This window comes from Pseudaeromonas paramecii (assembly GCF_039540575.1).
Classification (GTDB): Bacteria; Pseudomonadota; Gammaproteobacteria; order Enterobacterales; family Aeromonadaceae; genus Pseudaeromonas; species Pseudaeromonas paramecii.
Genome location: NZ_BAABFC010000009.1, coordinates 336,911 through 357,321 on the forward strand (window position 1 = coordinate 336,911; position 20,411 = coordinate 357,321).

21 protein-coding genes and 1 pseudogene are annotated in these 20,411 nt (G+C 60.6%); 15 read left to right on the forward strand and 7 right to left on the reverse strand.

The genetic code is table 11. The annotated features are described in order from the left end of the window. Positions 1 to 6: 6 nt before the first annotated feature. Both ABD847_RS07025 and sfsA read right to left on the reverse strand, forming a co-directional pair. Positions 7 to 903, reverse strand: coding sequence for an ion transporter (locus ABD847_RS07025; protein ID WP_345011380.1), 897 nt, complete (start codon positions 901 to 903; stop codon positions 7 to 9). Then, positions 897 to 1,625 (reverse strand): DNA/RNA nuclease SfsA, encoded by a 729-nt coding sequence (gene sfsA, locus ABD847_RS07030; protein ID WP_345011382.1) that lies wholly within the window; start codon positions 1,623 to 1,625, stop codon positions 897 to 899. The genes ABD847_RS07025 and sfsA overlap by 7 nt, the downstream gene beginning before the upstream one ends. Positions 1,626 to 2,031: 406 nt before the next feature. Between sfsA and dksA the strand changes: the two genes are divergently transcribed. From dksA to ABD847_RS07105, 15 genes are all read left to right on the forward strand, one after another. After that, entirely contained in the window at positions 2,032 to 2,481 is a 450-nt protein-coding gene (dksA, locus tag ABD847_RS07035) for an RNA polymerase-binding protein DksA (protein WP_345011384.1), read from the forward strand. Between the two features lie 144 nt (positions 2,482 to 2,625). After that, positions 2,626 to 3,528 carry a tRNA glutamyl-Q(34) synthetase GluQRS gene (gene gluQRS, locus ABD847_RS07040; protein ID WP_345011386.1) on the forward strand — a complete coding sequence of 301 codons (903 nt, stop codon included), beginning with the start codon at positions 2,626 to 2,628 and terminating at the stop codon, positions 3,526 to 3,528. Between the two features lie 96 nt (positions 3,529 to 3,624). Then, on the forward strand, positions 3,625 to 5,031 hold the full coding sequence (gene pcnB / locus ABD847_RS07045) for a polynucleotide adenylyltransferase PcnB (protein WP_345011388.1): 1,407 nt from the start codon (positions 3,625 to 3,627) through the stop codon (positions 5,029 to 5,031). 1 nt (position 5,032) lies between these two features. Next, positions 5,033 to 5,530 (forward strand): 2-amino-4-hydroxy-6-hydroxymethyldihydropteridine diphosphokinase, encoded by a 498-nt coding sequence (gene folK / locus ABD847_RS07050; RefSeq protein WP_345011390.1) that lies wholly within the window; start codon positions 5,033 to 5,035, stop codon positions 5,528 to 5,530. Positions 5,531 to 5,541: 11 nt separating this feature from the next. Next, a complete protein-coding gene (gene panB, locus ABD847_RS07055; RefSeq protein WP_345011392.1) occupies positions 5,542 to 6,336 on the forward strand; it encodes a 3-methyl-2-oxobutanoate hydroxymethyltransferase in 795 nt (264 codons plus the stop codon). A gap of 85 nt (positions 6,337 to 6,421) precedes the next feature. Continuing rightward, a complete protein-coding gene (gene panC, locus ABD847_RS07060; RefSeq protein WP_345011394.1) occupies positions 6,422 to 7,276 on the forward strand; it encodes a pantoate--beta-alanine ligase in 855 nt (284 codons plus the stop codon). A 63-nt stretch (positions 7,277 to 7,339) separates the two neighbouring features. Continuing rightward, positions 7,340 to 7,720 (forward strand): aspartate 1-decarboxylase, encoded by a 381-nt coding sequence (gene panD, locus ABD847_RS07065; RefSeq protein WP_345011396.1) that lies wholly within the window; start codon positions 7,340 to 7,342, stop codon positions 7,718 to 7,720. Positions 7,721 to 7,868: 148 nt separating this feature from the next. Then, entirely contained in the window at positions 7,869 to 8,462 is a 594-nt protein-coding gene (pth, locus tag ABD847_RS07070) for an aminoacyl-tRNA hydrolase (RefSeq protein ID WP_345011398.1), read from the forward strand. A gap of 24 nt (positions 8,463 to 8,486) precedes the next feature. Then, positions 8,487 to 9,578, forward strand: a complete 1,092-nt coding sequence (ychF, locus tag ABD847_RS07075) for a redox-regulated ATPase YchF (RefSeq protein WP_345011400.1) — start codon at positions 8,487 to 8,489, stop codon at positions 9,576 to 9,578. Between the two features lie 293 nt (positions 9,579 to 9,871). Continuing rightward, on the forward strand, positions 9,872 to 10,798 hold the full coding sequence (gene cyoA / locus ABD847_RS07080; RefSeq protein WP_345011402.1) for a ubiquinol oxidase subunit II: 927 nt from the start codon (positions 9,872 to 9,874) through the stop codon (positions 10,796 to 10,798). Between the two features lie 3 nt (positions 10,799 to 10,801). Then, positions 10,802 to 12,793, forward strand: a complete 1,992-nt coding sequence (gene cyoB / locus ABD847_RS07085) for a cytochrome o ubiquinol oxidase subunit I (protein ID WP_345011404.1) — start codon at positions 10,802 to 10,804, stop codon at positions 12,791 to 12,793. After that, the gene (locus tag ABD847_RS07090) at positions 12,783 to 13,403 is read left to right on the forward strand and encodes a cytochrome o ubiquinol oxidase subunit III (protein WP_345011406.1); all 621 of its coding nucleotides are present in this window, start codon (positions 12,783 to 12,785) and stop codon (positions 13,401 to 13,403) included. Before cyoB ends, ABD847_RS07090 begins: the two co-directional genes overlap by 11 nt. Next, complete coding sequence (locus tag ABD847_RS07095; protein WP_345011407.1) at positions 13,403 to 13,732, forward strand: cytochrome o ubiquinol oxidase subunit IV; 330 nt, start codon at positions 13,403 to 13,405, stop codon at positions 13,730 to 13,732. The genes ABD847_RS07090 and ABD847_RS07095 overlap by 1 nt, the downstream gene beginning before the upstream one ends. Positions 13,733 to 13,743: 11 nt before the next feature. After that, positions 13,744 to 14,631, forward strand: a complete 888-nt coding sequence (cyoE, locus tag ABD847_RS07100; protein ID WP_345011408.1) for a heme o synthase — start codon at positions 13,744 to 13,746, stop codon at positions 14,629 to 14,631. Positions 14,632 to 14,633: 2 nt separating this feature from the next. Continuing rightward, positions 14,634 to 15,998 (forward strand): MFS transporter, encoded by a 1,365-nt coding sequence (locus ABD847_RS07105; RefSeq protein WP_345011409.1) that lies wholly within the window; start codon positions 14,634 to 14,636, stop codon positions 15,996 to 15,998. A 181-nt stretch (positions 15,999 to 16,179) separates the two neighbouring features. Here ABD847_RS07105 and ABD847_RS07110 read toward each other — a convergent pair whose 3' ends face one another. The 5 genes and pseudogenes from ABD847_RS07110 to ABD847_RS07130 form a co-directional block, all read right to left on the reverse strand. After that, a complete protein-coding gene (locus tag ABD847_RS07110; RefSeq protein ID WP_345011411.1) occupies positions 16,180 to 16,881 on the reverse strand; it encodes a DUF2931 family protein in 702 nt (233 codons plus the stop codon). Positions 16,882 to 16,964: 83 nt separating this feature from the next. Continuing rightward, positions 16,965 to 17,669, reverse strand: coding sequence for a DUF2931 family protein (locus ABD847_RS07115; protein ID WP_345011475.1), 705 nt, complete (start codon positions 17,667 to 17,669; stop codon positions 16,965 to 16,967). Positions 17,670 to 17,682: 13 nt separating this feature from the next. Continuing rightward, positions 17,683 to 18,378 (reverse strand): annotated as a pseudogene (locus tag ABD847_RS07120) (DUF2931 family protein). A 176-nt stretch (positions 18,379 to 18,554) separates the two neighbouring features. Continuing rightward, on the reverse strand, positions 18,555 to 19,487 hold the full coding sequence (locus tag ABD847_RS07125; protein ID WP_345011412.1) for a hypothetical protein: 933 nt from the start codon (positions 19,485 to 19,487) through the stop codon (positions 18,555 to 18,557). After that, positions 19,484 to 20,389: a hypothetical protein gene (locus ABD847_RS07130; protein ID WP_345011414.1), complete on the reverse strand. Its 906-nt coding sequence runs from the start codon at positions 20,387 to 20,389 to the stop codon at positions 19,484 to 19,486. The genes ABD847_RS07125 and ABD847_RS07130 overlap by 4 nt, the downstream gene beginning before the upstream one ends. Positions 20,390 to 20,411: the final 22 nt, after the last annotated feature.

The window sequence follows — 20,411 nt, forward strand, 5'->3', positions numbered from 1 at the left end:
ACCGACTCAATGGGTCTCTTGGTCTGCCGAATGACTCGCGGCCCTGTCCGAGGCCCGGCGCCCCTGAGGCAAGGGCAAGGCACTGCCGCAACGGCGACAAAAACGGGCATCGGCCGCATGGCCCTGATGACCGCAGCCACCACAGCGACGCTGGTCGTTAAGCTGTTGCCCCACCACCTTGGCGGTCACCAGGCCCGAGGGCACGGCTATGATGGCGTAACCCACCAGCATCACCAGACAGGCCAGCAACTTGCCCAATACCGAATGGGGCACCAGATCGCCATAACCCACGGTCGTCACCGTGATCACCGCCCAATACATGCCGGTGGGGATGGAGGTGAAGCCGTGCTCCGGCCCCTCGATGACGAAGATCAGGGTTCCCATCAGGCAGATGAGGGTGGAGAGGGAGAGCAGAAACACCAGGATCCGCTGCCGGCTGTGCCACAGGGTGGAGACCAGGTGCCATTCGGCCCCCAGGTAGCCCGCCAGGTTCAGCACCTGGAAGATGCGCAGGATCCGCAGTATGCGGATGGCACTCAAGAAGATGGCCCCCGGGAACAGCAAGGCCAGATAGCCCGGCAGTAGGGCGGCCAGATCCACCAGCCCCCAGAAGCTCAGCACATAGCGGCTGGGACGCCGCACACAGGCCAGTCGCCAGCCATATTCCAGGGTGAACAGGCCCGTCACCAGCCACTCCAGCCCCTGCAGCCCCTGCTCCAGCGGGCCGACGATGCCGTCAAAGCTGTCCAGCACGGCCAGCACCACCCCCAACAGTATGGTGCCAATCAATGCCACATCGAAGCCTCGCCCGGCCGGGGTATCGGACAAGAAGATGATGGTGTAGGCCCGCTGCTGCCAGGGCCGTGGCCCCGCCTCTGGCCCCGTATGCCCGTGTTTCAGCATGTCTCAGCCTCCTTATTGATCTGCACCGGCAGGCGGCGGACGCCCCGCAGGGTCTGGGCCGAGATCTCGCAGCCCAGGGCCCAGACCGCCACCCCGGCAGCGGCCGCCTCGGCCAGGGCCTTGGCATAATCGGGATCGATATGCGCCGCGGGCGCCACCGCCTCAATGCCACTGTGCTGCACACAAAATAGCAGCACCGCCGGCTGGCCGGCCCGCGCCAGGCGAGTCAGCTCCCGCAGGTGTTTGACGCCCCGCACGCTGGGGGCATCGGGGAAGTAGCCCAGCCCTTTATCGCCCAACAAGGTGACACTCTTCACCTCTATGTAGCAATCCTGACACCCCTCCCCCCGGGCCAGCAGGTCGATGCGGCTGCCCTCATCACCATAGGGCTGCTCCCGCAGCAGCTGGCCATAGCCAGTCAGTTCGGGGAACAGAGGCCCCAGCAACACCTCGGCCACCAGACCGTTGGCCCGGGCGGTGTTGACCCCGATCCAGTGACCGGCATCGCTGACGCTCAGCTCCCAGGTGGCGGCATGCTTGCGCTTGGGGTTGTCGCTCAGGGAGTACCAGATCTGCCAACCTGGGTCGGCACAGCCGGTCATCCGCCCCGTATTGGGGCAGTGCAGGGTCAAAGTCTCCCCGGTCGGGGTCAGGGCATCGGCCAAAAACCGCTTGTAGCGTTGCAACAGACGAGCCGGCTGCAAGGGGGGAACAAACTCCATGTTGCGCTCCAGGGGGAAGAGAAATCTGCAGCCAGGGTAGCCTGACCGGCGACGGCACAACAGCAGAAGCCTGACTGAGCTGGCCATTTTTGCAGGCAGAGCCGGCAAGTGTGCATGAGTCTTGCATTGACGCCCACCGCCCGTGTGTCGCTGCCGACGGGGCAGCCGGCGGCGGCTTTTTTGGCAATTGCCCGTCCGTTGTCTTGAAATCGCTCACAATGGCGCCCACAGTCAATGAAAGCGCAGCGGGCGCTGCCCTGGCCGGCCGGTTCCCGGCAAATGCTAACAAGCCCTATAAATTGATACGGGCTATTTGCGAGGGGGATAACCTTCTGTTATAGATACCGGCCTTGAATTTGAGCAGCCAGCAGATCGCTGCTGGATCGTGCGAACTAGGAGTAGAGATATGCCTGTAGGCGATAACACCAAATCTCTGGGCCCCTTGGCCATCGCCGGCGTGGAGCCTTATCAGCCCCAGCCTGGCGAAGAGTACATGAATGAGCAGCAGAAGGCGCATTTTCGCAAGATCCTGGAAGCCTGGCGTACCCAGTTGCGTGAAGAAGTGGATCGCACCGTCGACCACATGAAGGATGAAGCAGCCAACTTCCCGGATCCGGTGGACCGTGCCGCCCAGGAAGAAGAGTTTGCCCTGGAGCTGCGCGCCCGGGATCGCGAACGCAAGCTGATCAAGAAGATTGCCAAGACGCTGCAGAAGATCGAGGAAGACGACTTCGGCTACTGCGAGCAGTGCGGCATCGAAATCGGCATCCGCCGTCTGGAAGCCCGTCCCACCGCCGAGATGTGTGTGGACTGCAAGACCCTGGCGGAGATCAAGGAAAAGCAGATGGCCGGCTAAGCCGCTGCTCGACCCGCAACAGGGAGCCCTCGGGCTCCCTGTTGTGTTTTTACCTCCTGCCATCGGCCTGCCCGGGACAAAAGCACTTTGGTCATGCCCTGGCCTGTGTCATCCTTGTCGCCGGTTTTTCCCAGTATTATCGCCATGTCCAGCCCCAGTCACAGCCCTACTTATATCGGTCGTTTTGCCCCCTCGCCCTCCGGGCCCCTGCACTTTGGCTCCCTGATTGCCGCCCTGAGCAGTTATCTGGTGGCCCGCAGTCAGGGCGGCCGGTGGCGGGTACGCATGGAGGATCTGGATCCGCCGCGGGAGATGCCCGGCGCCGCCGATCTCATACTGCGCACCCTGGAGGCCTACGGCCTGGAGTGGGATGGCGAGGTGGTGTATCAGAGTCGGCGTCATGACCGCTATCAGGCGGTACTCGATGATCTGCACGCCCGCGGCCTCACCTACTTCTGCCACTGCACCCGGGCCCAGATCCAGGCCGCCGGCGGCCTCTACCCCGGTACCTGCCGCACCGCCGGCCTGGGGCCGCAGGGCGCCGCGGTGCGGCTGTGGCAGGAACACCCCGTGTATGCGTTTGAGGATGCGCTGCACGGTGAGATCCGGGTGGATGCGCGGCTGGCGGCGGAGGATTTTATCCTCAAGCGACGGGATGGCCTGTTTGCCTACAATCTGGCGGTGGTGATCGACGATGCCGACAGCGGCATCACCCAGGTAGTGCGGGGCGCCGATCTCATCGAGCCCACGGTGCGCCAGATCAGCCTCTACCAGGCGCTGGGCCGGCCCGTCCCCGGCTGGCTGCACCTGCCCCTGGCCCTGGGGGCGCCGGGCCTGAAACTCTCCAAGCAGAATCATGCCCCGGCCCTGCCATTGGATGAACCGGCCCCGCAGATTTGGCAGGCCTTGAGCTTTTTAGGGCAATGTCCGCCGTTGGAGCTGAAACATCAGCATAAACCACTACTGGCGTGGGCCATTAGCCATTGGCAGCAGGATCGCGTGCCCCGTCAGCAGGGGATCTTGTGGGAAAACCGTGAAATCCGGTGATGGATTTCGCAATTGTGTTGCTGTGCGCTATCATAGCGCCGCTATTTTCATCGGCCTGACTCCACGAGGTGTACCATTTTTTCCCAGATCGCGAATTTGTGCCGCAAGGTGCTGGCCCGCAACGAGGCCAGCGGCCCCCAGGCGGTCCCTGTTACCGAGCCCATCCGCAACACTCGCCGGATCTTGAGCCGTGACCAGCACTCCATCTCCCGCAAGCAGATCAGCGACAACGCCCTCAAGGTGCTCTACCGCCTGAACAAGGCCGGTTACGAGGCCTATCTGGTGGGCGGCGGCGTGCGGGACCTGCTGCTGGGGCGCACCCCCAAAGACTTCGACGTGGCCACCAATGCCACCCCGGAGCAGATCAAGAAGCTGTTCTCCAACTGCCGGCTCATCGGCCGGCGCTTCCGGCTGGCCCACGTGGTGTTTGGCCGGGATGTCATCGAGGTAGCCACCTTCCGCGGCCACCACCATCAGGTGAACACCAGCAAGCATGTGGCCAGCCAGTCTGACGAAGGCATGCTGCTGCGGGACAACGTCTACGGCACCATAGAAGAAGATGCCGAGCGCCGCGACTTCACCGTCAACGCCCTCTACTACAGCATCAAGGACTTCAGCCTGCATGACTTCCACGGCGGCCTGGCGGATCTGGAGCGCGGCGTGCTGGAGCTCATCGGCGACCCGGAAACCCGTTACCGGGAAGATCCGGTGCGCATGCTGCGGGCCATTCGCTTTGCCGGCAAGCTGGGACTCAAACTCAGCGACCGCACCGCGGCCCCCATCGCCGAACTGGCGCCCCTGCTGCAGGATATCCCCGCCGCCCGCCTGTTCGACGAGAGCCTCAAACTGTTCCAGGCCGGTGACGGCCTGCCCACCTACCAGTTGCTGCGCCAGTACGGCCTGTTCGCCCCCCTGTTTCCCCAGGTGGCGGAGCTGCTGACCCCGGCAGGTAACAGCCCGTTCGAACGCTTCCTGGAGTCGGCGCTGGCCAACACGGATCAGCGGGTGGCCCAGGATCTGCCGGTGACTCCGGCCTTCCTCTACTCCGCCCTGCTGTGGGGCGTGGTGGAGCAGCGCCATCGCCAGCTGAGCAACGAAAGCGGCCTGCCGCCCCAGGATACCCTGCAGATCGCCATCAACGACGCCATCGAAAGCCAGATCCGCACCCTGGCCATCCCGCGCCGCTTTACCACCGACATCCGGGAGATCTGGCTGTTGCAGGAGCGCCTGCCCAAGAAGAGCGGCAAGCGGGCCGAACGCCTGTATACCCATCCCAAGTTCCGCGCCGCCTTCGACTTCCTGGAGCTGCGCAGCCGGGTGGATGGCCGCCTCAAGGAGTTGGTCTCCTGGTGGCAGGCCTATCAGGATCAACACGGTGCCCCACCGCGCCATGCCCACCATGACAGTCAGGACGGCGAAGCCCAGAGCGCCGATGACGCTAGCCGACCGGCACGTCGCAAGCCCCGTCGTCGCCGTCGCCGGCCGGCCGGAGGCGGTCAGTAACATGACCCGCGTGTTTGTGGCCCTGGGGGCCAACCTGGCCGATCCCGTCGGCCAGCTGGAACGGGCAGTGGCGGCCTTGAGCCAACTACCCGGCACCCTGCTGGTGGCCTGCTCCCGCTTCTACCGCTCCGCCCCCATGGGGCCGGCGGATCAACCCGACTACGTCAATGGGGTGGCCGAGCTGGCCACCCACCTGGCGCCCCACGCCCTGCTGGATGCCTTGCAAGCCATCGAGCTGAGTCAGGGGCGTGAGCGCAAGGCCGAACGCTGGGGGCCCCGCACCCTGGATCTGGATATTCTGCTTTATGGGCAATGGGTGCTGGACGATGAGCGCCTCACCCTGCCCCACTACGGCATGAAGCAACGGGCCTTCGTGCTGGTTCCATTGAGTGAGCTGGCGGCCGACCTGGTGCTGCCCGATGGCAGCGCCCTGGCCGACTGGGTAGCCGATTGCGATCGGCGTGATCTGCACGCCCTGTCGCTGCCACTCCACCGTTAGAGGTTACGACCATGAGTAAAATCGGTATCAACCAACTGCTGAAGATGAAGCAGGAGGGCATCAAGTTCGCCTCCATCACCGCCTACGATGCCACCTTCGCCAAGCTGTTTGACGACGAAGGCATGCCGGTCATCCTGATCGGTGACAGCCTGGGCATGGTGATGCAGGGCCACAGCGATACCCTGCCGGTGACCATAGACGACATGGTCTACCACACCCGCTGCGTGCGCCGCGCCACCAGCAAGGCGCTGGTGATCGCCGACCTGCCTTTCATGACCTATGCCGACCCCTCAAGCGCCTGCGCCAATGCCGCCAAGCTGATGGCCGCCGGCGCCAGCATGGTCAAGATCGAAGGCGGCGACTGGCTGTGCGATACCGTGCGCCAGCTCAACCGCAACGGCGTCCCGGTGTGTGCCCACCTGGGGCTGACGCCGCAGTCCGTCCATGTGTTTGGCGGCTTCCGCATTCAGGGCCGGGATGAACAGCAGGCCGACGAGATATACCATCACGCCCTGGCGCTGCAGGCCGCCGGCGTCCAGCTGCTGGTGCTGGAATGTGTGCCCGCCGCCCTGGCCGAACGCATCACCAAGGCGCTGCGCATCCCCGTCATCGGCATAGGCGCAGGCAATGCCACCGACGGCCAGGTACTGGTGATGCACGACGCCTTCGGCGTCACCTCCGGCTACACCCCCAAGTTCACCAAGAATTTCCTGGCCGAGACCGGGGATGTCCGTGCCGCCGTGCGTCAGTACATGGCCCAGGTGGCCGACGGCAGCTTCCCCGGCCCGGAACAGACCTTCAACTAAACCGTTCAACCCGACTCGTATCAACCACGACTCCTGCGCCCCGCCCTCACGGGCGGGCAACGCGAAGCGTACCAAGGAGAAGTTCATGCACGTCGCCAACGACATTGCATCCTTGCGCCAAGCCATCCACTCGTTTCGCCACGCCGGCGATCGCATCGCCTTCGTGCCCACCATGGGCAACCTGCATGAGGGCCACCTGACCCTGGTGCGTGAGGCCCGTCGCCACGCCGCTCGGGTGGTGGTCAGCATCTTCGTCAACCCGCTGCAGTTCGACCGAGCCGAAGATCTGGCCAACTATCCCCGCACCCTGGAGGCCGACTGCCAGCTGCTGACCGGCGAAGGGGTGGATCTGGTGTTCACCCCCACCCCGGAGATCATGTATCCCAAGGGACTGGCCGCCCAGACCTTCGTCGAGGTACCCGGACTCTCCGACCTGCTGGAAGGTGCCCTGCGCCCAGGGCATTTTCGCGGCGTGGCCACCGTCGTCACCAAGCTGTTCAACCTGGTGCAACCGGATGTGGCCTGCTTCGGCCAGAAGGATTACCAGCAGCTGGCCCTCATTCGCCAGATGGTGGCGGATCTGGCCCTGCCCATCGAGATCATAGGTGTGCCCACGGTACGGGCCGCCGACGGCCTGGCCCTCTCCTCCCGCAACGGTCGCCTGACCCCGGCCGAGCGCGAGGTCGCCCCGACCCTGGCCAAGGTGATGGGCTGGATCGCCAGCCAAGTCGAGCATGGTGAACGGGACTGGGCCGCCCTGCGCCAGCAGGCCAGCCTGCAACTCAGCGCCGCCGGCTTCAAGCCCGACGCCATCGATCTGGTGGATGCCGACACACTGCAACCGGCCGATGCACAGAGCCAATCCCTGGTGATCCTGATGGCGGCCTTCCTGGGAGCGGTGCGGCTCATCGACAACCAGGTGGTGAATTTGCGCCCATAGGGCAGATGGTTTATAGTCCCGCCGCCGGATTTAACCCCGGTCGAGACGTGAAGAGGAATCGCAATGCAACGAATCATGCTCAGAGGCAAACTGCATCAGGCCCGGGTCACCCACGCGGTGCTCAACTACGAAGGCTCCTGCGGGATCGATCTCGATCTGCTGGACGCCGCCGGCATCCTCGAGAATGAACAGATCGACATCTATAACGTCGAGACGGGTGATCGCTTCCATACCTATGCCATCGCCGGCGAGCGGGGCTCCAAGATGATCTCCTTGAACGGCGCCGCCGCCCGCAAGGCTGCCGTGGGTGACCGCGTCATCATCTGTGCCTACGGCCTGTTTGATGAAAGCGAGCTGGCCGGCCACAAGCCGCGCCTGGTCTACCTGGACGCGCAAAACAACATCGCCCGCACCGGCAAGGACATTCCGGTTCAGTTGACCTGAGTCGGACAAGGCGGACGACGAGGCGGCCCAAGGCCGCCTCATTGTTTTTCGCCGCCCCCTGAGCCGCGTCTGCGGGTTGTGAGCAGGGGTGGGGCTGGCTAGAATATTGGGCTTGCCGGGGCGGCCGGATAAAAAACGAGCAGATGGCGTGAACAATCCAATCAAGCTAATCGTGGGGCTGGGTAACCCGGGTCCCGAATACAGCCAGACCCGGCACAATGCCGGCGCCTGGTATGTGACCGAGCTGGCTCATCGCCACGGCGGCAGCCTGCGGGAAGAGGCCAAGTATTACGGTCTCACCGGCCGCATCCAGCTGCTGGGCAAGGAGGTGCGGCTGCTGATCCCCACCACCTTCATGAACCTGAGCGGCAAGTCGGTGTCGGCTCTGGCCGGTTTCTTCCAGATCCCGCCCGAGGCCATCCTGGTGGCCCATGACGAGCTGGATCTGCCGCCGGGGGTCGCCCGCTTCAAGCAAGGCGGAGGCCATGGCGGCCATAACGGTCTCAAGGACATCATCAGCAAGCTGGGCAACAACAAGGAATTCCATCGCCTGCGGCTGGGCATCGGCCATCCGGGCGACAAGAACAAGGTGGCCGGCTTTGTGCTCAACAAGGCACCACAGAGCGAACAACAGCTCATCGATGCCGCCGTCGATGAGGCGGTGCGCTGCACCGACCTGCTGTTCGAACAAGACATGATCAAGGCCATGAATCGGTTGCATACCTTCAAGGCTGGCAGTTAACACACTCTCTTAAAGGATCTCACAATGGGTTTCAAATGCGGCATAGTCGGCCTGCCTAACGTCGGCAAGTCCACCCTGTTCAACGCCCTCACTCAGGCGGGTATCGAAGCGGCCAACTTCCCCTTCTGCACCATTGAGCCCAACACGGGTGTGGTCCCCATGCCGGATCCGCGCCTGGATGCCCTGGCCGAGATCATCAAGCCCCAGCGCGTGGTGCCCACCACCATGGAGTTCGTGGATATCGCCGGTCTGGTAAAGGGCGCCTCCAAGGGCGAAGGTCTGGGCAACCAGTTCCTCACCAACATCCGTGAGACCGACGCCATCGGCCACGTGGTGCGCTGCTTCGAGAACGAGAATATCGTCCACGTCGCCGGCGGCGTAAACCCGGCCGAAGACATCGACACCATCAACACCGAGCTGGCCCTGGCCGACCTGGACACCTGCGAACGGGCCATCCAACGGGTACAGAAGAAGGCCAAGGGCGGTGACAAGGACGCCAAGCTGGAACTGTCCGTGCTGGAGAAATGCCTGCCGGTGCTGGAAGAGGCCAAGATGCTGCGCACCCTGGATCTGACCGTGGAAGAGAAGGCCGCCATCCGCTACCTGAGCTTCCTGACCTTGAAGCCCACCATGTACATCGCCAACGTCAACGAAGATGGCTTCGAGAACAACCCCTACCTGGATCAGGTGCGGGCCATCGCCGCCGCCGAAGGCTCAGTGGTGGTGCCGGTGTGCGCCGCCATCGAAGCGGATCTGGCGGAGATGGACGAAGACGACCGTGCCGTCTTCATGGAAGAGATGGGCCTGACCGAGCCAGGGCTGAACCGGGTGATCCGTGCCGGGTACAGCCTGCTGAACCTGCAGACCTACTTCACCGCCGGGGTGAAGGAAGTGCGGGCCTGGACCATTCCGGTGGGCGCCACCGCCCCCCAGGCCGCCGGCAAGATCCACACCGACTTCGAGAAGGGCTTCATCCGCGCTCAGACCATCGCCTATGAAGACTTCATCACCTACAAGGGTGAACAGGGCGCCAAGGAAGCCGGCAAGATGCGCGCCGAAGGCAAGGACTACATCGTCAAGGATGGCGACGTGATGAACTTCCTGTTCAACGTCTAATCCTTGTTTTGAAATAAAAAGCCGCGCCTGTCGCGGCTTTTTGTTTTCCGGGATTACAGGGTTCCAGACAATGCCTAGACTCAATAGGGCCAGTGTACGCCTAGAAGGGGGCGACCTCGGTTTTTATACCTTTAGAGTTATAAAAAAACCGTTGGTCAATAACTAAATTCATAAAGGTGTAAATATATCGCAACTTTTAACTAACAAGGTTTGCAAGCCGGTAACGCCCCCCTAGAATACCGACGCAAAATTCCACGCCTGCCTGATGGGGTTGTTAGATGACAAAAAAATGGATGAGATGGCTACTGCCATCGCTGGCCATGCTGCTGAGCGGCTGCGACATGGCTCTCATGGATCCGAAGGGTGCCGTTGGTCTGGAGCAGCGCAGCCTGATCCTCACCGCTACCGGCCTGATGCTGATCGTGGTAATCCCGGTCTTCATCATGACCGTCTGGTTTGCCTGGCGCTATCGCGCCGCCAACAAGCAAGCCACCTATGCGCCCAAGTGGGCTCACTCCAACAAGATTGAGCTGGTGGTGTGGACTGTCCCCTGCATCATCATACTGGTGCTGGGCTATATCACCTGGCAAACCAGCCACAGCCTGGATCCCCACAAGCCACTGACCTCCGACAAGCCTGCGTTGCAGATCGATGTGGTGGCCATGGACTGGAAATGGCTGTTCATCTACCCCGAACAGGGCATAGCGACGGTGAACGAGATCGCCATTCCGGTGGATGTGCCGGTGCATTTTCGTGTCACCTCTTCCACCGTGATGAACTCCTTCTTCATCCCCCGTCTGGGTAGCCAGGTCTACGCCATGGCCGGGATGAACAACGATCTGCATCTCATCGCCAACGAGGCCGGCACCTACAAGGGTATCGCCGCCAACTACAGCGGCCATGGCTTCTCCGGCATGAAGTTCGCCACCCATGCGGTGTCCGACACTGACTTTGCCGCCTGGGTGGACAAGGTCAAGCAGGCGCCTATGGGGCTGGACAGCGCCCAGTACGCCGAGCTGATGAAGCCGAGCCAGAACGTGCCCGTGACCTACTTCTCCTCCGCCAAGCCCGGCCTGTATGAGGAGATCATCCAGACGTTCATGGGCGAGATGCCGATGCACGAACACAAGGCCATGCCCGCCACCATGGCGGATGGCGAGGCCATGGAAGGCATGCATGATCACGCCATGCACGCCGACACTTCCGGTACTGGGGAATAAACAATGCTAGGTAAATTGACTCTCGAGGCCATTCCGTATCACGAGCCCATCATCATGATCACCCTGGCGGCGGTCGGCCTCATCGGCCTGGGCCTGGTGGGTGCGCTGACCTATTTCGGCAAGTGGCGCTGGTTGTGGACCGAATGGCTCACCTCCGTCGATCACAAGCGGATCGGCATCATGTACATCATAGTGGCCATGGTGATGCTGCTGCGCGGCTTTGCCGACGCCATCATGATGCGCCTCCAGCTGGCGCTGGCCTCCGGCGGCTCGGACGGCTTCCTGCCGCCCCACCACTACGATCAGATCTTCACCGCCCACGGCGTCATCATGATCTTCTTCATGGCCATGCCCTTCATGGTGGGTCTGATGAACATCATAGTGCCGCTGCAGATCGGTGCCCGTGACGTGGCCTTCCCCTTCCTCAACAACCTGAGCTTCTGGCTGTTCGTGGTAGGCGTAGCCCTGATCAACATCTCCCTGGGGGTCGGCGAGTTCGCCCAGACCGGCTGGCTGGCCTACCCGCCCCTGTCGGGCCATCAATACAGCCCGGGGGTCGGCGTCGACTACTGGATCTGGAGTCTGCAGATCTCGGGCCTGGGCACCCTGCTCTCCGGCGTAAACTTCTTCGTCACCATCATGAAGATGCGCGCCCCGGGCATGAAGCTGATGAAGATGCCGGTGTTCACCTGGACCGCCCTGTGCTCCAACATTCTCATCATCATCGCCTTCCCGATCCTGACGGTGACCATAGCCCTGCTGACCCTGGACCGTTACCTGGGCACCCACTTCTTCACCAATGATCTGGGCGGCAACCAGATGATGTACGTCAACCTCATCTGGGCCTGGGGCCACCCCGAGGTGTACATCCTGATCCTGCCGGCCTTCGGCATCTTCTCCGAGGTGGTGGCCACCTTCTGCAAGAAGAAGCTGTTTGGTTATACCTCCCTGGTGTGGGCCACCGCGGTCATCACCATACTGTCGTTCATCGTCTGGCTGCACCACTTCTTCACCATGGGCGCCGGCGCCAACGTCAACGCGTTCTTCGGTATCGCCACCATGATCATCTCCATCCCCACGGGGGTGAAGATATTCAACTGGCTGTTCACCATGTACCGCGGGCGCATCGAGTTCAGCACGCCCATCCTGTGGACCATCGGCTTCCTGTTCACCTTTACCCTGGGTGGCATGACAGGGGTGCTGATGTCGGTACCGGCGGCGGACTTCGTGCTGCACAACAGCCTGTTCCTCATCGCCCACTTCCATAACACCATCATTGGTGGCGTGGTGTTCGGCTATCTGGCCGGCTTCAACTACTGGTTCCCCAAGGCCATGGGCTTCAAGCTCAACGAGAAGCTGGGCAAGGCCGCCTTCTGGTTCTGGATCACCGGCTTCTTCTTCGCCTTCGTGCCCTTGTACCTGCTGGGCTTCATGGGCATGACCCGGCGGGTGAGCCAGAATATCGATCCCGAATACCACAACCTGCTGCTGGTGGCGGTGTTCGGCGCCGGGCTCATCTTCATCGGCATCCTGTGCCAGCTGCTGCAACTGGCGGTGAGCATCAAGGACAGAGCCAAGAACCGGGATCTGACCGGCGATCCCTGGGGCGGTCGCACCCTGGAGTGGGCCACCTCCTCGCCGCCGCCCTTCTATAACTTTGCCACCACGCCCCAGGTCAAGGAGCTGGATGCCTTCTGGGAGATGAAGGAAGACAAGAGCGCCTATGTGCAGCCCAAGTCTTACCAGGAAATCCATATGCCCAAGAACACCAGTGCCGGCATCTTCATCGGCCTGTTCAGCCTGATCATGGGCTTCGCCCTGATCTGGTACATCTGGTGGATGGCCATCGCCGGGTTTGTCGGTGTCATCGCCACCTGGATAGTCCACTCCTTCAAGGACGACGTGGACTACTACGTGCCGGTGGATGTCATCACCCAGACGGAAAACGCCCATTTTGCTCAACTCAAACAGGCAGGAGTCCAGCATGTCGGTTGAAACCATGACCCATTCCAGCGTCCACGAGGCGCACCAGGATCACGAGCACCATGATGCCGGCGGCAGCAAGGTCTTCGGTTTCTGGATCTACCTGATGAGCGACTGCATCCTGTTCGCCTGTCTGTTTGCCACCTATGCAGTACTGACCACCGGCACCGCCGGTGGTCCTACCGGCAAAGAGATCTTCGAACTGCCCTATGTGCTGGTGGAAACCTTCTGCCTGCTCATCAGCAGCGTCACCTATGGCTTCGCCGTGCTGGCCATGAACCAGGGTAACCAGGCCGGCGTACAACGCTGGCTGGGCATCACCTTCCTGTTCGGTCTGGCGTTTATCGGCATGGAAATCAACGAGTTTGCCCACCTGATCCACGAAGGCTACGGCCCACAGCGCAGTGGCTTCCTGTCCGGCTTCTTCACCCTGGTGGGCACCCACGGTCTGCACGTGACGGCAGGCCTTGTCTGGATGCTGGTGCTGATGGTGCAGATTGCCCGCAAGGGCCTGACCGCTCGGATGAACACCCGGATCATGTGCCTGAGCCTGTTCTGGCACTTCCTGGACGTGGTCTGGATCTGTGTCTTCTCCATCGTCTATCTGCTGGGAGTCCTGTGATGAGTCACGCTAGCCACCTGCCTAACGACGCCGCTCACGGCAGCGTCAAATCCTATGTGACCGGCTTTATCCTGTCGGTCATCCTGACCCTGATCCCCTTTGCCGTGGTGATGACCGGGGATCTGGGCCACGCCGCCATCATCGCCATCATAGTGGTGACGGCCATCGCCCAGATCCTGGTCCAGCTGGTCTACTTCCTGCACATGAACACCAGTTCGGACGGCAGCTGGAACCTGCTCTCCTTCGTGTTCACCGTGCTGATCATCGCCATCGTGGTGGTGGGCTCCCTGTGGATCATGTACAACCTCAACGTCAACATGATGTTGTAAGAGCGGCGCCCATGTTCAAGCAGTACCTGCTCGTCACCAAGCCGGGGATCATCTTCGGCAACCTGGTCTCCGTCATTGGCGGTTTTTTCCTGGCGTCCAAGGGCAGCCTGGATCTGCCCCTGTTCCTGGCCACCAGCCTGGGGGTGTCGCTCGTCATCGCCTCGGGCTGTGCCATCAACAACGTCATCGACCGGGACATAGATTGCCTGATGGAACGCACCCGTCACCGGGTGCTGGTCCAGGGGCTGATCTCCCCCGCCGTGACCCTGCTCTATGCCACCGGCTTGGGGCTGGCAGGGCTGGTACTGCTCTATCTGGGCGCCAATCCCCTGGCGGCCCTGTTGGCCCTGCTGGGTTTCGTGGTGTACGTGGGGCTCTACAGCCTCTGGCTCAAGCGCACCTCCGTCTACGGCACCCTGGTGGGCAGCCTGTCGGGGGCGGCGCCGCCCGTCATCGGCTATTGCGCCGTCACCGGGCGCTTCGATGCCGCCGCGGGTATGCTGCTGCTGATCTTCAGCCTGTGGCAGATGCCCCACTCCTACGCCATCGCCATCTTCCGCTTCAAGGATTATCAACGGGCCGCCATCCCTGTGCTGCCCGTCAAGCACGGCATCCATGCCGCCAAGCACCATATCCTGCGTTACACCCTGGCCTTTGCCCTGGCCGCCCTGATGCTGACCCTGGGCGGCTACGCCGGCTATCGCTACGGCGTCGTGGCGGCGATCGTCGGTGCCATCTGGGTAGCTATGGCCCTGGGCGGCTTTCGCACCCGGGATGACAGTGCCTGGGCCAAGCAGCTGTTCATCTTCTCCATCCTGGCCATCACCACCCTCAGCGTCATGATGTCCATCGACTTCGCCACGCCGGATCCGGCTCAATTTCTGACCCTGCTGGATTGAGCATGTCGCCGTTTACCATGAACGCCAGCGAGCGCCGGGCCAGTCTCGGCCTGGGGCTGGTGTTTGCCCTGCGCCTGTTTGGCATCTTCATCGTGCTGCCGGTGCTTACCACCTACGGCATGGCGCTGCAGGGCGCCACCCAGTCGCTGATTGGCCTGGCCATCGGCATCTATGGCCTGACCCAGGCCCTGCTGCAGATCCCCTTCGGCCTGCTCTCCGACAAGCTGGGGCGCAAGCCGGTGATCATCGGCGGCCTGCTGTTGTTTGCCTTGGGCAGCCTGCTGGCCGGCAGCAGCGACAACATCTGGGGCATCATCGCCGGGCGCGCCCTGCAGGGGGCCGGCGCCATCTCCGCCGCCGTGCTGGCCCTGCTCTCGGATCTGACCCGCGAGCAGCACAGAACCAAGGCCATGGCCTTCATCGGCGTCAGCTTCGGTCTGACCTTCGCCGCCGCCATGGTGCTGGGCCCCCTCATCACCCCGCACCTGGGGCTCAACGGCCTCTTCTTTGCCATCGCCGTGCTGGCGCTGCTGGCCATCCTCATCACCTGGCGCCTGGTGCCCGCCGCGCCGGCACAGCGCCGCAACCGGGAAGCCAACCTGGTCACCGCCAGCCTGGGCCGGGTACTGACGGATCCGCAGCTGATGCGGCTGAACCTCAGCATCTTCTGTCTGCACAGCCTGCTGATGGCCAGCTTCGTCGCCCTGCCGCTGATGCTGGTAGACAGCGGCGTGGCCAAGGAGCAGCAATGGCCCATCTATCTGGTGACCCTGCTGGTATCCTTCGTCGCCATCGTTCCCTTCATTCTCTATGCCGAGAAGCGCCATCAACACAAGCGGGTACTGCTGGGAGCCATCAGCATACTGCTGCTGACCGAGCTGTTGTTGTGGCAGGCCCAGGGCAGCCTGCCCCTGCTGGCGGGCATCCAGTTGTTCTTCGTGGCCTTCAACCTGCTGGAGGCCTTGCTGCCGTCCCTCATCAGCAAGGAGGCCCCCGCCGGCTACAAGGGCACGGCCATGGGCGTCTATTCCACCAGCCAGTTCTTGGGCGTGGCGGTGGGCGGAGCCCTGGGTGGTCGACTGCTGGATCTGTTGGGTCCCCATGCCGTGTTTGTCGGTGGCGTGCTGATCAGCCTCTTATGGCTGCTGTTGGCCAGCGGTCTGCGGGCGCCCGCCAGCCTGCGCACCCTGCGCCTACCCCTGCCGGTGGCACTGGATGCCCAGCAAAGCCGCGTGATCCTGGAACGCCTGCAGGCCCAACCCGGCGTGGCCGAAGTGGCCCTGGTGAGCGAAGAAGCCAGCGCCTACCTGAAAATCGATCCCCGTCAGGTGGACAGAGCACAGCTGGAATCCTTGCTGGTCAACTAGACCTGAGGTCGTCATTAAAGCAGTCTGCCATGTTTACCGGCACGGATGCTGAGGCGGGATATGTCCTGGGCACCCGGTCATGGCTGCCCAGGGGATGTCTCCGTGGAATTAATTTGCCACTGTCTCGTTACGCAAGCTGAGCGATCTTTTTATGGGCATATCCACGGCAAACCTCGCCTTATCACTTGGTGATGGGCTGTTCATCGGTTTTCGGCTGGGCAGCTCGGTAGGCGTCCATGATGGGCGCCCAGGCCATGCCCAACGGGATGGGATATTGTTTAAACAGGGCACCGTATTTTTCATCAAATACAGCCAAGTTGTTTTTATATTGACGTGCTATGGGTATCCGTTTATCCCGCCAATCATCCGTCACCTCGCTGGCGATGCCGCGGGCCAGTAATATATCCGGGCTTACCCCGAGGAGCCCTCCCTGTAACAGCACCTCGTAATAGCCCCCCGGTGCTAAACCAAAATAGAGGAAGTCGCGCCTGTCATGGCGCCCATCAACCAGATAAACCTGTTGCATCTGCCGGCCCAGATCGGCAGGTAGATCCACCTCGATGCGGTAACGCTTGTGATCGTGGTAGGAGACCATCTCCAGCAGCGCCTTATCCGGCACAGGTGTCCCCTTGGTGGGGAAACCACCTCGCCCCCCCCAATAATTAGATTTCCGCATAATGCCTTTTTTAGTGGCGCCAACATAAATCCCCGCGCCGCTGTCGCTATAGACCTCTCGTTGATTGCGGTAAAATACCGTCCTGGTAGCCTCGATATCATCAATATTACTGCCGACCCCGTAACGCCATGGCATATAACTGACAGGCTCACTGGCTTGGGCCAGTAGCGAAAGGCATAGGCACAGCATCACCAATACTTTTCTCATCATTCATCCAAATTCCCGATTAGTTGCCGCCGCTGCCTGCTGACGATCTTTTTATGGGCATCTCCACGACAAACCTCGCCTTATCACTTGGTGATGGGCTGTTCATCGGTTTTCGGCTGGGCAGCACGGTAGGCATCCATGATGGGCGCCCAGGCCATGCCACTGGGGGTGGGGTATTGCTTGTAAGCATCCCTGTAATCCTTGTCAAAACGGGCCCAAGCATTTTTAAACTGACTGGAGAGTGGGTAACGTTGATCATAGGGGTCATCTGTGACCTCTTTGGCGATCCCCCTGGCCAGCAGGATATCCGGCGTCACTCTGACACTGGTTAAAAAGGCTTCCACATAGCCGCCGGTGGCCATGCCTAAGCCGATATTATCCCGCCGCTCTTCACGCCATTCTTTGCCAACCTTTACCCGGTAACGCTGCGCAATCATACTTTCCAGCTCAGCTGGCAACGCCAGGCTAATGCGATAGCGCTTCTTGTCATGATATGAAACCCACTCCACTTCTACCCGATCGGGTGCTGGGTGAATATCACGGCGGCCCTTGCCAATGCGCCAACGATAATCTTTGGCCTTAAGAGCTTTAGGGCCGACAAAACCGGCTGAACCATTGGTTGAGGCATCTACCAATTTGTCCTGACAATAAAAGAGTACCTCCGTCACCCATATCTCATCAGCATTCGAACCCACCATATGGCGCCAGTCCAGCGGTTTGGGGCCTGTGGGGGCAGCTTGGCAGGCTGCGACTAGCGGCAACAGCAGCAATAAGAGGATCAGGCGGATCGAAGTCATCATTTCACTGGGCAGTATCTGTCTTGGGCTGTGCTACGCGGTAAGCGTCCATAATCGGAGCCCAATCCATCCTGCTAGGAGTTGGGTATTGCTTGAATAGTTCGCCATATTTTTTGTCGAAATCATCTATCCCATATTGGCGATCTATTGGCACTTTCTGGTCATACCAATCATCGGCCACCTCTTCGGCGATACCACGGGCGAGCAGTAGGTCCGGGCTGAGTTGCAATCCGCCTCCGGTTAATATGACTTCGAAATACCTACCAGGAGTCAAACCAAAATAGAGGCGATTTCGTCTATCATAACGCCCATTGACCAAATACACCTGACGCATTATCTGCTCTAGATCGTTGGGTAAATCCACCTTGATGCGATAACGCTTGCGATCATGGAACTAAACCATCTCAATCACAGCTTTATCGGGGATGGGAACGCCATCGGTAGGTAAGCCACCGCCGCCCGCCCAATAGTAACGCTGTCCCTTGATTCGGTCGGCAAGTAAACCTCCTGCCCCACCTCCAGCCAAGCGGTCGGCATAAACCAGTTTTCCTCTAAGATAGAATTCGGTCTTGGTGTTCTTAGTAAGGTCTATATTACTGCCTGTACCATAACGCCAAGAAAATGGCTTGATCTGTGTATCCGCAGCACAAGCCAAAAGTGGACAAAGCAGGCCAAGTACTAACATCCATCGCCTTAACATCATGACACCTTATTCCCTATCAGTTCGCGCCTCTCTTTACTGACACTCGTTTCGTCTTTATTTGTATTGGCCGGATTTGCGATGCCATTGTTGCTGGCACTGTGGTGCAGATAATAACGACGCAAGGCGCGGTGACTCCGCCACAATAACGACCCCTCTCTAACCGACAAAGCACATCATGGTTGTATCACGGTAAAGCCACCGCCCTGCTTTTTTAATTTCTCGATGATCTCATCACCCCAGTCTTTCTCCTTTTTCTGCTCGTAGTAGCGGTATGGCCGGGGATCGTATTCATTGATTGCCACATCGCCATTGGGATAGTGCACTTCGCTTCTGTTGGTTTTCTTGGCCTTACTCCCTGAATATTTGTCATAGACCACATAGTCCATATCCACTGTGGGAGAGAACTCGATGACGCCCAGCTCCTCCCGACCATCGGTAGGGTAGATAAAATCGCTGTCCACTGGCATCCGCCACGGAGTCTCGCCTGCCGTAGCAAAGGAAAATAGCCGGTAAATATCCGAATCGAATGACGCAATAAACGATGGATAATAGGCGGACTTCAGATGCAGAGGTTGCTCGACGGCTTTAGTTACCTTGAACCGCGACTGCGTAATTTGCACCGTATCCGGGTAGACATGCACGGTTTCATAACTGGCCGCATGCTCGAATTTTATCGACTGCCAGTCAGACGGCAGCTTGGCCTGATAGGGAGCGACGCTCTTGGCCCCAGTAAAAAACAGGATATCGTATAATTGCCAGTCACAGCGGCTGCCGCCATGCAGATAGACCCGGCCCTGATAGCTGCCATCCGGCTCGGGCCGTATGATGATCTCATAATCGGCAATGCTGCCCTCCGCGCCTACGCTGCCATCGTCATGGGCCCGAGGCCGCATGCAGACAGTGGATCGGTATTTTGCATAGAGAAAGCCGTTGATATTGGGCGGCAGTTTGCCCCGGATGGTGAACCACTGATTCTGTTCTGGCGGGTCAATCGGCGCGTAGTCATAGTGATAGCGGCTGCAACCGCCCAGCCCGCAGGCCAGGCCGATAAGCAGGCTGGTGATTAGCGTGTTGTGCTGGGTGCCGCACCATAGACCGCCGCTCATGGTTGTATCACGGTAAAGCCACCGCCCTGCTTTTTTAATTTCTCGATGATCTCATCACCCCAGTCTTTCTCCTTTTTCTGCTCGTAGTAGCGGTATGGCCGGGGATCGTATTCATTGATTGCCACATCGCCATTGGGATAGTGTATTTGACTTCTATTGTTTTTCTTGACCTGACTCCCGGTGTATTTTTCATAGACCACATAGTCCATATCCACTGTGGGAGAGAACTCGATGACGCCCAGCTCCTCCCGACCATCGGTAGGGTAGATAAAATCGTTGTCCACTGGCGGCAGGTCCGGGCTTGAATTGGCCACATCAAAGAACAAACGCCGATGATTATCCGGGTCGAAAGACGCCGTAAAGAATGGATAATAGGCGGACTTCAGACGCAGAGGGTGCTCAACGGCTTTAGTTACCTTGAACCGCGACTGCGCAAGTTGCTCCGTATCCGGGTAGACATGCACGGTTTCATGATTGCTCACGGTCTCGAATTTTATCGATTGCCAGTTAGGCGGCAGCTTGGCCTGATAGGGAGCGACGCTCTTGGCCTCGGCAAAAAACAGGATATCGTATAATTGCCAGTCACAGCGGCTGCCGCCATGCAGATAGACCCGCCCCTGATAGCTGCCATCCGGCTCGGGCAGTATGGTGATTTCATAATCGGTGATGCCATCCACCCTGCTCACGTTGCCATTGCCATCGTTGTGCGGCCGCATGCAGACGCTGGAGCTGTATTTGGGAACGAGTGTGCCGGTCACGTTGGGCGGCAGTTTGCCCCGGATGGTGAACCACTGGTTCTGCTCCGGCGGGTCAATCGGCGCGTAATCATAGTGATAGCGGCTGCAACCGCCCAGCCCGCAGGCCAGGCCGATAAGCAGGCCGGGAATGAGATATTTCTGCATCTTGGCTCCCTGAGAAAAGTTG